Here is a 13,202-nt window from a genome sequence, read left to right as displayed (position 1 = left end):
ACACGCGCCCCGCCCGCGCGGGACGGTACCGGTCGGACACCCGGGCCGGGTACCGTGGATCCGGCCCGGACCACGGACAGCCCCGCACAGACCGGACCACCGAGGGCCGAGGACCGAGGACATCGCAAGGAGCTTCAGGTGTTCAATGACATAGGACCGCTCGAGCTGGTGACGATCATCGTCATTGCGGTGCTCGTGTTCGGTCCGGACAAGCTCCCGAAGGTCATCCAGGACGTGACCCGTACGATCCGGAAGATCCGGGAGTTCTCGGAGAGCGCCAAGCAGGACATCCGCCAGGAACTCGGCCCGGAGTTCAAGGACTTCGAGTTCGAGGACCTCAACCCCAAGACGTTCATCCGCAAGCAGATGGAGAACGACGAACTGGGGCTGAAGGAGATCCGTAACGGCTTCGACCTGAAGAAGGAGATGGCCGAGGTCACGGACGCGGTGCACGCCCGCGACACCGACCCCTCGCCGGGCTCCTCGTCGTCCTCCCAGGGCGGCCGGATCGACATGACCAAGAAGCCCGAGGACCCGGGCGGCCCCCCGCCCTTCGACGCGGACGCCACCTGACGCACGCGAACCTGACGCACGCGACCTGACGCACGCCTCCCGAGGCCCCGTCGCCCGTCGCCCCTCACGTCCCGACCCGCCGCGGCCGGGACGTGACGCGTTTCATACCGCGCACCGCTCCCACCGGCCGTGAACAGGCCCGAACCGGCCGCAGGCGCGACCCACGCGCCGGGAGCTTTCCCGGTCTGCCGAAGCCGGGTCGATATGCTGCCGAGTTGTTGTGCGGACCGGACGAGTACGCCCGAAGGGGGGCGGGCCGCCCGGTCCGACTAGAGCGAGGAGGCGTCCGGGCACATGGAGACGACAAGTAGGGCGGTCGCGCAGGCGCCGGCCGCGGAGGGCGGAGCGCGTTTCCCCTCCGCCCGGCGCACGGTCGACGGCTACCTGCTGGCGCCCTTCCCGTGGTACGGCCTCGACGAGGCCTTCACAGGACCGCGCTGGCTGATGCAGGTCGGCACCTCTGCCGACGGTTCCGTGGAACACGGTTCGACCGGGCACGGCGACGAGCCCTCCGTACGCAACGAGTTCGTGTCCGGGTCACCGGACGAACCCAGGGAGAAGTTCGCGGTCGTGGTGACCGTCGCGGCCAACCCGGTGCGGCGCAGCGCGGACGGCACCGGCCTGCTGGAGGCCACCTCGGTGTCCTCGGCGGCCTGGCTCGCCGGGGTGGGGCTGCTGTCGTTCACCTGGCCGGGGCAGATGGACCACGCCCTGCGGGACGACTGGCTGGAGCAGCAGACCGAGACGGCGTGGGTGCTCGCCGACGACCTCTCCGGGCCGGCCTGGTCGTCCCTGTCCCTGCCGGTGGACGGCGTGCCCACGCCCTTCCACTACCGGGAGTCCGAGTTCGGCTGGGTGCTGGCCGGGTCGACCGCGCAGGGCGTCCACGTGGGCGCGTACGGCAGGGGCATGAGCGCGTACGGTCTGGGCTTCGCGATGATCAAGGACATCACCGCCTACGCCGGCTGACCACCGCGTGCGCGAAGGGCGCCGCCTCCGCGAGACGGCGCCCTCCGGCCACGTACCGGAACCGGAACCCGGTGGAACCGGAACCCGGTCCCGTACTAGAACTTGTTCTTCGGGGTGAGCCCCAGCGACAGGCCCGAAAGCCCCCGCTGGCGGCCGCCCAGCTTGCCCGCGATGGCGCGCAGCGCGGAGCCCGCCGGGGAGTCCGGGTCGGTCAGGACGACCGGCTTGCCCTCGTCGCCGCCCTCGCGCAGCCGGACGTCGATCGGGATGGAGCCGAGGACCGGGACCGTGGCGCCGGTGGTGCGGGTCAGGCCGTCGGCGACCAGCTGGCCGCCGCCCGTGCCGAACACGTCGACCATCTCGCCGCAGTGCGGGCAGGGCAGGCCCGACATGTTCTCGACCACGCCGACGATCTTCTGGTGGGTCTGCACGGCGATGGAGCCGGCCCGCTCGGCCACCTCGGCCGCGGCCTGCTGAGGCGTCGTCACGACCAGGATCTCGGCGTTCGGGACCAGCTGGGCCACGGAGATCGCGATGTCGCCGGTGCCCGGCGGCAGGTCGAGCAGCAGCACGTCCAGGTCGCCCCAGTAGACGTCCGCGAGGAACTGCTGGAGCGCGCGGTGCAGCATCGGGCCGCGCCAGACGACGGGGGCGTTGCCCGGGGTGAACATGCCGATGGAGATGACCTTCACGCCGTTCGCCGACGGCGGCATGATCATGTTCTCGACCTGGGTCGGACGGCCGTCCGCGCCCAGCATGCGCGGCACGCTGTGGCCGTAGATGTCGGCGTCGACCACGCCCACCTTCAGGCCGTCGGCCGCCATGGCCGCCGCCAGGTTCACCGTGACCGAGGACTTGCCGACGCCGCCCTTGCCGGAGGCGACCGCGTAGACCCGGGTGAGGTTGCCCGGCTTGGCGAAGGGGACCTCGCGCTCGGCCTGGCCGCCGCGCAGGGCACTGGCCAGCTCCTTGCGCTGCTCGTCGCTCATCACGTCGAGCGAGACGTCGACACGGGTGACGCCCTCGACACGCGAGACCGCCTCGGTCACCCGCTGCGTGATCGTCTCGCGCATCGGGCAGCCGGAGACCGTCAGGTACACGGTGACCGCGACCGCCCCGTCCGCACCGATCTCCACCGATTTGACCATGCCGAGTTCGGTGATGGGCCGGTGGATCTCGGGGTCGTCAACCGTCGCCAGCGCCTCGCGCACCGCGTCTTCCGTAGCCATGGAAACGATGGTACGGCGCTCCGCTCCCGGCCCGGGACCCCCGTCAGTGGTCGTCCATGTCACGTCCGCGCGGGTGTTCCGCCGGGAATACCCCGGACCGATGATGCCCGTCCACCCTCTCCTCCAGCTCCTTCACCAGGTCCTGCAGCTCGGAGCGGATCCAGTCGCGGGTGGCGACCTCGCCGAGGCCCATGCGCAGCGCGGCGATCTCGCGGGTGAGGTACTCGGTGTCTGCGATGGACCGCTCGTTCTGCTTGCGGTCCTGTTCGAGGTTGACCCGGTCCCGGTCGTCCTGCCGGTTCTGCGCCAGCAGGATCAGCGGGGCGGCGTAGGAGGCCTGGAGGGACAGGGCCAGCGTCAGGAAGATGAACGGGTACTCGTCGAACCTCAGCGGGCGGGGCGCGGCCACGTTCCACAGCACCCACACGATGATCACGATCGTCATCCAGACGATGAACCGGCCGGTGCCCAGGAAGCGGGCGATGCGCTCGGAGAGCCGACCGAAGGCCTCCGGGTCCCACTCGGGCAGCAGCCTGCGCCGGGGCGGCCGCGGCTGGTCCAGCCGGGTGCGCGGCCGGCCGGCGGCCGTGGCCCCCGCCGGGTGCCGCTCCCGGGTCGTCTCGCGCTCAGGTGCCATGGGTGGCCGCCCCCTCGTCCGCCGCGTCCTGCGCGCCCCGGTCCCGTCCGGCACCCGTCCCCCCGCCCGTCCCGCGGCCGCCCGCTCCGTCGCCGCTCTTGCCGCGGCCGCCCGTTCCGTCGCCGCCCGTCCCGTCGTCCTCCAGGTGGAACTCCGTCTCCCGCCAGTCGTCCGGCAGCATGTGGTCCAGGACGTCGTCCACCGTCACCGCGCCCAGCAGCGAGCCCGCCTCGTCGACCACGGGCGCCGCCACCATGTCGTACGTGGCGAAGAACCCGGCGATGACGGGCAGCGTGGCCTCGGGGTCCAGCGGTTGCAGGTCGTCGTCGAGGACCGAGCTGACCAGGGTGTACGGCGGCTCGCGCAGCAGGCGCTGGAAGTGCACCGTGCCCAGGTACTTGCCGGTCGGGGTCTCGTCGGGCGGCCGGCACACGTAGACCTGCGCGGCCAGCGCGGGGGACAGGTCGCGGTTGCGGACCCGGGCCAGGGCGTCGGCGACGGTCGCGTCCGGGCGCAGGACGATCGGCTCGGTCGTCATCAGACCGCCCGCGGTGTGCTCCTCGTACGACATCAGGCGGCGCATGTCGGCCGCGTCGGCGGGCTGCATCAGGCCCAGCAGCCGCTCCTGCTCCTCCTCGGGCAGTTCGGCGAGCAGGTCGGCCGCGTCGTCGGGGTCCATCGCCTCAAGGACGTCGGCCGCGCGCTCGCTCTTCAGCTTGCCGAGGATCTCGATCTGGTCGTCCTCGGGGAGCTCCTCCAGGACGTCCGCGAGCCGGTCGTCGTCGAGGGCGGCGGCCACCTCGGCGCGCCGCTTGGGGGAGAGGTGGTGCAGGACGTTGGCGAGGTCGGCGGGGCGCAGCTGCTCGAAGGTGGCGAGCAGGTTCTCCGCGCCCTGCCCGTGCTCCTCCAGGGAGAAGCCGGTCACCGCGGACCACTCCACCGTCAGCGCCTCGCCCCGATTGCGCCGGAAGGCGCCGCCCTTGCGACCCTTGCGCACGAAGACGCGGTCGATCTCCCAGTCCCGGCGGGCCGGCAGCTGCTGAACCGACAGGTCCAGGACGGTGACCTCCTCGCCCGTCTCCACCAGCGTCACCCGCCGGTCGAGCAGTTCGCCGAAGACCAGCCGTTCGGTGGGACGCTGCTCGAAGCGCCGGACGTTGAGCACGCCGGTGCTGATGACCTGGCCGGACTCGATGCTCGTGACCCGGGTCATGGGCAGGAAGATGCGGCGCCGGGTGGACAGTTCGACGACCAGTCCGAGCAGGCGGGGCGGCCGTCGCCCGACGCGCAGCATGACGACCAGATCTCTGACCCGCCCCACCTGGTCGCCCGTCGGATCGAAGACGGCGACTCCGGCGAGGTGCGAGACGAAGATCCGGGGGGCGCCCGCTGCCATGGCTGCGCCTCCTTTGCGTGGCTAGGTTTCTGCGCGTGGCGTGCTGTGCGCGTGGCTGTGTTCTGTGTGGTACGGGTTGCGTGTTGGATGGGGTGGGTTTCTTTTCCCAATTGCCCGCTCAGGTGGGCTTCAGGCTAGCCCGTCCCGTTCGGATACGCCCTGGTGAGGGGTCCGACGATCCGGCTCCGCTCACCCTACGGGGCACCGGTACGCTGCCGTACGCCGCCGAAGGACACCCCTCAGAAAGGCACCCTGACCTGTGACTGCGATTCCCCAGGGCCGTTCCCGCCGGGCCGCGCTGACCAGCGCGCTGTGCGCAGTGGTGGTCGCCGGGGCGGGGCTGACGGGATGCTCCGGGGACGATCCGGACGCGGGCACCAACGGGGTGGGCAAACTGCCGCCCGACAGGATCCAGAGCCGGACCCGGACCGCGGCGGACTCCGCGGCCGCGGTGCACCTGGCGGGGAACGTGGTCAGCAACGGGCGTACGTACCGGCTCGACATGCGGCTGAAGTCCGACGGCGGCACCGGCTCGGTCACCTCCCAGGGGGTGACCTTCGGGCTGCTGCGGGTGGGCAAGCAGCTGTACCTGAAGGCGAACGCCGAGTTCTGGAACCACGCCGACGGCGACGGCAAGGACTCGGGGGCCGCGGGCAAGCTCGACGGCAAGTACGTGAAGGTGCCGCAGGGCGACCCCGCGTACAAGCGGTTCAGCGGCTTCACCGACAAGAACGTCCTCCTCGAAGGGCTGCTGACCCTGCACGGCACGCTGGCCACCGACGGCCACCACGAGCAGTCCGGCCTGCGCACCATCCGCGTCACCGGCGACAAGGGCTCCGGCGGCACCCTGGACGTCTGCCTCGAGGGCACCCCCTACCCCCTCCGCCTGGTCCGCGCCGGCGGGGCCGGCACCCTGACCTTCTCCGACTGGAACAAGGACTTCCCCCTCACCGAACCCCAGAAGAACGACACGGTCGACTACGGCAGACAACTCCCGACGTCGTAGCCCGGCCCCGGACCGGCCCGGAGCGGGGGCGGGGCGGGGCCCCCGAGACGGTCCGGAGCGGCCCGAGGGGGGACCACCCGGCGGGGGCGCCCCGTTCCCGACGGCACCACCCGTCGGGGCGGGCGCCCGCCTCCCAGGCCACCCCTCCGGCCCCGACGGCGTCCGCTCCGGGCCATCGGCTCGGCGGGGGCGCCTGCTCGCAGGGGGGCCTGTCTGTTCGGGGCGCACCGCCTGGCGGGGTGCCTGCCTGTCGGGCCGTACCGTCCGGCAGGGCGACCGCCTCGCGGTCAGATTTCGCGCGGGCGTCGGCCCGGCAAGGCCGCACTGTCCGGCGGGGGCGCCTGCCGGCGGGGCCCTGCTCGTCCGGGCCGGACTGCTCGGCGGGGCGACCGCCCTGTGGGCAGCTCGCCAAAATGCGTCCGGGTCGCTGCCCGGCAAGGCCGCGCCGCCCGGTGGGGCGCTACTTGCGTTTGCGTCCCTTCGTCAGCAGGCGGGGCAGGGCTGCTGGGACGGGGTGGCGGGTGGTGGCTGGGGTGGGGAGTGGGGGGTGGGACTGGGAGTCGTCGGGGAGGGGGGTGAGGGGGCCGGTGGGTTCCAGGCGGAGGACCCGGCACTCGCGGGCCCAGCGGTCCGGCATGGTCTCGGCGTCGGGCGCGTTGAGCCGCTTGCCCTTCAGTTCGGCCACCGCCGCCTGCCAGGCCTCGGACTCGGGAGCGAGCTCCACGGCCCTCGCCGACCAGGTGACCAGCCGGCCGCCCTTGTCCTTGCTGCGCACGGTGACCTCGGCCGCCGCCCCGTCGGCCAGCCCCGGCAGCGGCTGCTCGCCGGGCCCGTCGCCGACCACGCAGGCCGCGCCCTCGTGCCAGACGTGCCACAGGGCACGGGACGGGGCGCCGGATGCGGCCACCCAGATGAGGCCGGACTTCTTCGTGGCCTCCTCGACGAGGGCCCGGTCGAGCGTCGCTCTTGTCATGGCAGCAGCCTAACGAGGCCCCCGAACCCCGTGACCGGCGCGCTCACAGCCATCCGTTCCGCTTCAGCGTGCGGTGGATGCCCAGACAGATCGCCACGGTGATCCCCATGATCACCGGGTAGCCGTACCGCCAGTGCAGCTCGGGCATGTACTTGAAGTTCATGCCGTACACCCCGCACACCATCGTCGGTACGGCGATGATCGCGGCCCAGGCGGTGATCTTCCGCATGTCCTCGTTCTGCGCCACCGACGCCTGGGCAAGGTTGGCCTGGAGGATGGAGTTGAGCAGCTCGTCGAAGCCGATGACCTGCTCCTGCACGCGCACGAGGTGGTCGGCCACGTCGCGGAAGTACTTCTGGATGTCCGGGTCGACCAGCCGCATCGGCCGCTCGCTCAGCAACTGCATCGGCCGCAGCAGCGGCGACACGGCCCGCTTGAACTCCATGACCTCGCGCTTGAGTTGGTAGATCCGGCCGGCGTCGGTGCCGCGCGCGGTGCCGCCGCGCCCCGGCGAGAACACCTCCGTCTCGACGTCGTCGACGTCGTCCTGGAGCGCGTCCGCGACCGCGATGTACCCGTCGACCACGTGGTCGGCGATCGCGTGCAGCACGGCCGAGGGCCCCTTGGCCAGCAGCTCGGGGTCGTCCTGGAGCCGGTGCCGCAGCGCCCGCAGCGAGCCCTGCCCGCCGTGCCGGACGGTGATGAAGAAGTCCCGCCCGGTGAAGCACATCACCTCGCCGGTCTCCACCACCTCGCTGGTCGCGGTGAGCCGGTCGTGGTCGACATAGTGGATCGTCTTGAACACGGTGAACAGCGAGTCGTCGTAGCGCTCCAGCTTGGGCCGCTGGTGCGCCTGGACGGCGTCCTCCACGGCCAGCGGGTGCAGCCCGAACTCCCGCGCGATCCCGGCGAACTCGGACTCCGTCGGCTCGTGCAGCCCGATCCACACGAAGCCCCCGTCGCGCCGCACCTGCCGCATCGCCTCCTGCGGGGTGAGCGGCTGCCGGGTGTCGAGCCGGGCCCCGTCGCGGTAGACGGCGCAGTCGACGACCGCGGAGGGCGTGGCCGGGTCGCGCGTGGTGTCGTAGGTGCCGCCGTCCTTGCGCTGCGCGGGACGGGACGGGCGGACCACGGCACGCAGGTCGCGGATCATCGACATGGCAGGCTCCTTCGCGGCGAGCGACGAGCGACGAGGAACCGCCGCCGGAGGCGGCTGGAACTGCCCGGAATGAGGACGTCCTGACTTCGGATGTTTGGCACGTCCACAAAGCGGGGAGCACCGCACCGTCGCGGTGGCGTGATTCGTCGCAGGTCGGACCGGACAGATCAGGAAGATCAGGTCGGACGGGTCAAGCAGACGAAACGAAGTGCTCTTCCGAGTGACGCGCACGACACGACGGCCGCGACACCATGACACGAAGTCGCTGACGCGAGTGAACGCGTACGAACGCGAGAGGTGGGCGAACAGCCGGATCCGGAAACAGCCGCATCAGAGGCCGGAAGAGCGGGTGGTACTGCACGGTCGACTTCGATCCATGACAGCCCCACCTCCTCCGGCCGGTCCCTGGTGAGGGACGGTCCAATCCCCGCTGGGGGACGTCTCATCGGGTGTCGGGACTCGATACGCGATGCTTCTGCATGCTGCCCCGATACCGCCGGCTCAGAGTACCAGCCGGCCGCGTGTCAAGGCGCCGCTTTGCCCGCTGCTGACGAGTTCTATGCTCGCCGCATGGTAGATGTTCTTCCCCTGGTCGAGGCCCGGCTGCGCTCCGCGCTGGGCGAGCCGGACGCGCGCGCGGCCGTCACCTTCCTCGGCACGGACCGTATCGAGGTGCTGCGCTTCCAGGAGGGGGACATCGTGCGGTACGCCACGCTCGGCATGTCCGCCCAGCCCATGAGCGACCCCACCGCCGTGCTCGCCGACCCCGTCAAGGGGCCGCGTGCCGAGCTGGTGCTGTCGGTCAGGTCCGGGCTCGCCGACACCGACAAGGTGCTGCGCCCGCTCGCCGTGCTGGGTGCGTCCCCGCAGGTCGAGGGCGTGGTCGTGGCGCCGGGCGCCTCGCTGGACGTGGGCGAGCCGCTGTGGCCGGGCGCGCCCTTCACCTCGGTCCTGGTGGCCGAGCCGGGCGGGCTGGTCGAGGACCTGGAGCTGGACGCGCCCCTCGATCCCGTACGGTTCCTGCCGCTGCTGCCGATGACGCCGAACGAGGCGGCCTGGAAGCGGGTGCACGGCGCCCAGGCCCTCCAGGAGCGCTGGCTGGCGAGCGGGACGGACCTGCGCGACCCGGCCCGCAAGTCCGTCCCGCTCGAGTGAGCAAGCTCACCAACCGCCTGGCAGGAGGGGTCAGTTGGCGAAGACGGTGACCCCGTCCTCGGCCGCGTGCCGGGGCTCCAGCTCCTCCGCCTCGTGCGTGAGCGCGTCGCGCCGCAGGAGGACCACCAGCGCGCCCGCCACCGCGGTGCCGCCCGCGACCACGAACGGGACGTGGAGGTCGGTCCACTCCTCGATCTTCGGCGCGAAGTAGGGCGCGGCGGCCGCCGCGAACCAGCGCACGAAGTTGTAGCCCGCGCTCGCCACCGGGCGCGGCGCGTCCGACACGCCGAGGGCGAGCTCGGTGTAGACGGTGTTGTTCACGCCGATGAACGCGCCGGACAGGATCGTGCAGACCACGGCGGTGGTGTGGTCGCCGTAGCCGAGGACCACGACGTCGGCCGCGAGCAGCACCAGCGAGCCGCCGAGCACCTTCAGCGAGCCGAACCGCTGCTGCAGGCGCGGGGCCACGATCACCGAGAACACCGCGAGCAGCACACCCCAGGCGAAGAACACCGCCCCCGACTTGTACGGCGTCATGTTCAGCACGAACGGCGTGAAGGCCAGCACGGTGAAGAACGTGTAGTTGTAGAAGAACGCCGAGACGGCCGCCGAGGCGAGCCCGCCGTGGCCCAGCGCCCTGACGGGGTCGAGCAGCGAGGTCTTGCGGGCGGGCCTGGGCTGCTCCTTGAGGAAGACCGTGATGCACAGGAAGCCGACGGCCATCAGGAACGCGGTGCCGAAGAACGGGTAGCGCCAGCTGGCGTTGCCCAGTAGCGCGCCCAGCAGCGGGCCGCACGCCATGCCGAGTCCGAGCGCGGACTCGTAGAGCAGGATGGCCGCCGCGCTGCCCCCGGCCGCCGCGCCGACGATGACGGCGAGCGCGGTGGAGACGAACAGGGCGTTGCCCAGACCCCAGCCGGCCCGGAAGCCGACGAGTTCGCCGACCGAGCCGGAGGTGCCGGCGAGTCCGGCGAAGACCACGACGAAGGCGAGGCCGAGCAGCAGCGTCTTGCGGCCGCCGACGCGGCTGGAGACGAAGCCGGTCACCAGCATCGCGAAGGCGGTGATCAGGAAGTAGGAGGTGAAGAGCAGGGAGACCTGGCTGGGGGTGGCGCTCAGGCCCTGGGCGATGGAGGGCAGGATCGGATCGACGAGTCCGATGCCCATGAAGGCGACGACGGACGCGCCGGCCGTCGCCCAGACAGCCTTCGGCTGCCGCAGGATGCTGCCCGCTCCCGCGTCGAAGGGGTCCGCGGCCATGCGTTCTCCCATCCGTGATAGTTGGCTTATGCACATAGTAAGTTAGCTCTGCTAATTAGTGCAAATTGCATCTAGTTCCGGGGCGGCCGGGTCTTCCCTCCGGACGGGTGATCGTCCTTGACGCGGCGCGGCCGGGGTAGGACCGTGGGGCCCTATGAGGGGCGAACCCAGTTGCCCGAAGTGCGGTGGCCGGGTCAGGGCTCCCGGACTCTTCAGCGACTCCTGGCAGTGCGACGCGCACGGGACGGTGTTTCCGCTGCAGCCCGTGATCCCGCCCAGCGTCGAGGCCCTCGGTGTCGTGGTGCACCGCACCCAGGTGCCGGTGTGGATGCCGTGGCCGCTGCCCGTCGGCTGGCTGTTCACCGGTGTGACCTACGCCGGGGACGAGCGCAGCGGCGGCCGTGCCACCGCCGTGGCGTGCTCGGGACCCGGACCGCTCGGCGGCGTGGGCGAGCTGATCCTGGTTGCCGAGGAGCTCGGCGTGGGCCTCGGCGCGCGCTACGCCGGCATCGACGGCCCCGACCCCGGCTCCTGCCTGAACGTGGAGAAGCCCCCGGACGCCAAGGTCCTGGCAGGCGGCCGCCCCACCCCGCTCTGGCACGTCTCCGGCGCACCGTCCGACCGCGCGGTCTTCGCGGGGGAGGCGCGCGGGCTGTGGCTGTGGGCGGTGGTCTGGCCCGAGCAGTCCGGCCTGCTGATGTACGACGAACTGGTGCTGGCGGATCTGCGCGAGGCGGGCGCGGAGGTCGAACTGGTCCCGTGCGGCGCGCTGTCGCCACGGCTGCTGCGGCCGTAGGGAGCCTCGGCCGCAGGGGCCGCAGGGCGCGGCATCCGGTGTTCCGGGTGCGGGAGTGAGTTGCGGCGGCGCGGGGCGTGAGTTGTGGGGGCGCGGGCGCGCGCGTGGGGCGCGTAGGTGTGCGTAAGGCGCGCGAAGGGGCGCTGTAGGGGGTGCAGGGCGGCTCCGGTTGTGACAGGACACTCCTCGGGGACCGTTATCCTTAAGCGTCCCTTCCGTCCCGTCCCGCCTGGAGTCGTGTCGTGCGCATCGATCTGCACACCCACTCCACCGCTTCCGACGGCACGGACACCCCGGCCGAGCTGGTGCGCGCCGCCGCCGCGGCCGGTCTGGACGCGGTCGCGCTGACCGACCACGACACCACCCGCGGCCACGCCGAGGCGATCGCCGCGCTGCCCGCGGGGCTCACCCTCGTCACCGGCGCCGAGCTCTCCTGCCGCATCGACGGCATCAGCATGCACATGCTGGCGTACCTCTTCGACCCCGACGAGCCCGACCTGCTCGCCGAGCGCGAGCTGGTCCGCGACGACCGCGTACCGCGCGCCAAGGGAATGGTCGCCAGGCTCAACGAGCTGGGCGTGCCGGTCACCTGGGAGCAGGTGGCGCGGATCGCGGGCGACGGCTCGGTCGGCCGGCCGCACGTCGCCTCCGCGCTCGTCGAGCTCGGCGTGGTGCCGACCGTGAACGACGCCTTCACCGAGCAGTGGCTGGCCGACGGCGGCCGGGCCTACGTGCCCAAGCACGAGACGGACCCGTTCGAGGCGATCCGGCTGGTCAAGGGCGCGGGCGGGGTCTGCGTCTTCGCCCATCCGGCGGCCGCCAAGCGGGGCCGTACGGTGCCGGAGTCCCGTATCGCCGAGATGGCGGCCGCCGGACTGGACGGCATCGAGGTCGACCACATGGACCACGACGCCGACGCCCGGGCCTATCTGCGCGGCCTCGCCGGGGAGCTGGGACTGCTGGTCACCGGCTCCAGCGACTACCACGGCAGCCGCAAGACCGTCTCGCTCGGCGAGTTCACCACCGACCCCGAGGTCTACGGGGAGATCACACGGCGCGCCACCGGGGCGTTCCCGGTGCCGGGAGCCGGCGGGGCCTGAACCGCGCCCCTCCGCCGTCCCCCTTTCACCCACGCACCCGCAAGGCATGTTCACCCATGTTCGACGCTGCCGTCTTCGGCTCTCTCTTCCTGACCCTTTTTGTCATCATGGATCCCCCCGGGATCACCCCGATCTTCCTCGCGCTGACCGCCGGACGGCCCGGCAAGGTGCAGCGGCGGATGGCCCTCCAGGCCGTCTGCGTGGCCGGCGGCGTCATCGCCGTGTTCGGCGTGCTCGGCCACCAGATCCTGAACTACCTGCACGTCTCGGTGCCGGCGCTGATGATCGCCGGCGGGCTGCTCCTGCTGCTGATCGCGCTGGACCTGCTCACCGGCAAGACCGACGAGCCCAAGCAGACCAAGGACGTCAACGTCGCCCTGGTCCCGCTGGGCATGCCCCTGCTGGCCGGGCCGGGTGCGATCGTGTCCGTCATCCTCGCCGTGCAGAAGGCCGGCAGCGTGGCCACCCAGGTCTCGGTGTGGTCGGCCATCCTCGCCATCCACGTGGTGCTGTGGCTGGTCATGCGCTACTCGCTGCTGATCATCCGGGTCATCAAGGACGGCGGGGTCGTCCTGGTGACACGGCTCGCGGGCATGATGCTCTCCGCGATCGCCGTGCAGCAGATCATCAACGGGGTCATGCAGGTGATCAACGCGGCATAGCGCGTACGTGCGGCATGCGTATACGACCGCGTACGCACCGAGCCCCCGTGCGGCATCGCTGCCGTACGGGGGCTCCGAAACGTCTGAAGCGGTCCGCCCTACGAGGCCGGGGTATCGGCCGGGCGGATCCAGAGCCGCTGGCCGATCGCTGCGGCCTGCTGAACGATCCGGTTGACGGAGGCGGCGTCCACGACGGTGCTGTCCACGGTGGTGCCGTCGACCTCGTCGAGTCGCATGATCTCGAAGCGCAAGGGCTTCTCCCTTCGTCTGGTCATCCTCCTGCGGAG

At 71.8% G+C, this 13,202-nt stretch carries 14 protein-coding genes; 7 read left to right on the top strand and 7 right to left on the bottom strand.

The window, feature by feature from the left end; genetic code table 11:
* Window positions 1–138: 138 nt before the first annotated feature.
* Window positions 139–573, top strand: a complete 435-nt coding sequence (locus IE217_RS17380) for a sec-independent translocase (RefSeq protein WP_190178774.1) — start codon at window positions 139–141, stop codon at window positions 571–573.
* A 294-nt stretch (window positions 574–867) separates the two neighbouring features.
* Entirely contained in the window at window positions 868–1,542 is a 675-nt protein-coding gene (locus tag IE217_RS17375) for a hypothetical protein (RefSeq protein ID WP_190178773.1), read from the top strand.
* Between the two features lie 95 nt (window positions 1,543–1,637).
* Here the strand turns inward: IE217_RS17375 and IE217_RS17370 are convergent, their stop codons facing one another.
* Genes IE217_RS17370 through IE217_RS17360 form a run of 3 tightly spaced genes read right to left on the bottom strand, consistent with a single transcriptional unit; the run spans window position 1,638 to window position 4,804 of the window.
* A complete protein-coding gene (locus IE217_RS17370; protein ID WP_190178772.1) occupies window positions 1,638–2,771 on the bottom strand; it encodes an Mrp/NBP35 family ATP-binding protein in 1,134 nt (377 codons plus the stop codon).
* 43 nt (window positions 2,772–2,814) lie between these two features.
* Window positions 2,815–3,408, bottom strand: a complete 594-nt coding sequence (locus tag IE217_RS17365; RefSeq protein WP_190178771.1) for a DUF1003 domain-containing protein — start codon at window positions 3,406–3,408, stop codon at window positions 2,815–2,817.
* Entirely contained in the window at window positions 3,398–4,804 is a 1,407-nt protein-coding gene (locus IE217_RS17360) for a magnesium transporter MgtE N-terminal domain-containing protein (RefSeq protein WP_190178770.1), read from the bottom strand. Before IE217_RS17360 ends, IE217_RS17365 begins: the two co-directional genes overlap by 11 nt.
* A gap of 259 nt (window positions 4,805–5,063) precedes the next feature.
* Here IE217_RS17360 and IE217_RS17355 point away from each other — a divergent pair, with 259 nt between their 5' ends.
* Window positions 5,064–5,810: a hypothetical protein gene (locus IE217_RS17355; RefSeq protein WP_190178769.1), complete on the top strand. Its 747-nt coding sequence runs from the start codon at window positions 5,064–5,066 to the stop codon at window positions 5,808–5,810.
* A 460-nt stretch (window positions 5,811–6,270) separates the two neighbouring features.
* Here the strand turns inward: IE217_RS17355 and IE217_RS17350 are convergent, their stop codons facing one another.
* Complete coding sequence (locus IE217_RS17350; RefSeq protein WP_190178768.1) at window positions 6,271–6,783, bottom strand: hypothetical protein; 513 nt, start codon at window positions 6,781–6,783, stop codon at window positions 6,271–6,273.
* Between the two features lie 43 nt (window positions 6,784–6,826).
* A complete protein-coding gene (locus IE217_RS17345) occupies window positions 6,827–7,942 on the bottom strand; it encodes a magnesium and cobalt transport protein CorA (RefSeq protein WP_190178767.1) in 1,116 nt (371 codons plus the stop codon).
* 570 nt (window positions 7,943–8,512) lie between these two features.
* Between IE217_RS17345 and IE217_RS17340 the strand changes: the two genes are divergently transcribed.
* Window positions 8,513–9,097, top strand: coding sequence for a suppressor of fused domain protein (locus IE217_RS17340; RefSeq protein WP_190178766.1), 585 nt, complete (start codon window positions 8,513–8,515; stop codon window positions 9,095–9,097).
* Window positions 9,098–9,127: 30 nt separating this feature from the next.
* Here the strand turns inward: IE217_RS17340 and IE217_RS17335 are convergent, their stop codons facing one another.
* Entirely contained in the window at window positions 9,128–10,357 is a 1,230-nt protein-coding gene (locus tag IE217_RS17335; protein ID WP_190178765.1) for an MFS transporter, read from the bottom strand.
* A 154-nt stretch (window positions 10,358–10,511) separates the two neighbouring features.
* On the opposite strand from IE217_RS17335, the gene IE217_RS17330 reads away from it, so the two are divergent.
* The 3 genes from IE217_RS17330 (at window position 10,512) to IE217_RS17320 (ending at window position 12,915) form a co-directional block, all read left to right on the top strand.
* On the top strand, window positions 10,512–11,153 hold the full coding sequence (locus tag IE217_RS17330) for a DUF6758 family protein (RefSeq protein ID WP_190178764.1): 642 nt from the start codon (window positions 10,512–10,514) through the stop codon (window positions 11,151–11,153).
* 242 nt (window positions 11,154–11,395) lie between these two features.
* Window positions 11,396–12,253: a PHP domain-containing protein gene (locus IE217_RS17325; RefSeq protein WP_190178763.1), complete on the top strand. Its 858-nt coding sequence runs from the start codon at window positions 11,396–11,398 to the stop codon at window positions 12,251–12,253.
* 56 nt (window positions 12,254–12,309) lie between these two features.
* Window positions 12,310–12,915 carry a MarC family protein gene (locus IE217_RS17320; protein ID WP_190178762.1) on the top strand — a complete coding sequence of 202 codons (606 nt, stop codon included), beginning with the start codon at window positions 12,310–12,312 and terminating at the stop codon, window positions 12,913–12,915.
* Window positions 12,916–13,013: 98 nt separating this feature from the next.
* Here IE217_RS17320 and IE217_RS17315 read toward each other — a convergent pair whose 3' ends face one another.
* Window positions 13,014–13,166 carry a DUF8834 family protein gene (locus tag IE217_RS17315; protein ID WP_018571269.1) on the bottom strand — a complete coding sequence of 51 codons (153 nt, stop codon included), beginning with the start codon at window positions 13,164–13,166 and terminating at the stop codon, window positions 13,014–13,016.
* Between the last annotated feature and the right edge of the window lie 36 nt (window positions 13,167–13,202).

Origin of the sequence: Streptomyces naganishii JCM 4654, assembly GCF_014650575.1 — a bacterium.
Lineage (GTDB): Bacteria > Actinomycetota > Actinomycetes > Streptomycetales > Streptomycetaceae > Streptomyces > Streptomyces naganishii.
The sequence above is the reverse complement of the archived record's forward strand: the minus strand, read 5'-3'. Positions and strand labels throughout refer to the sequence as shown.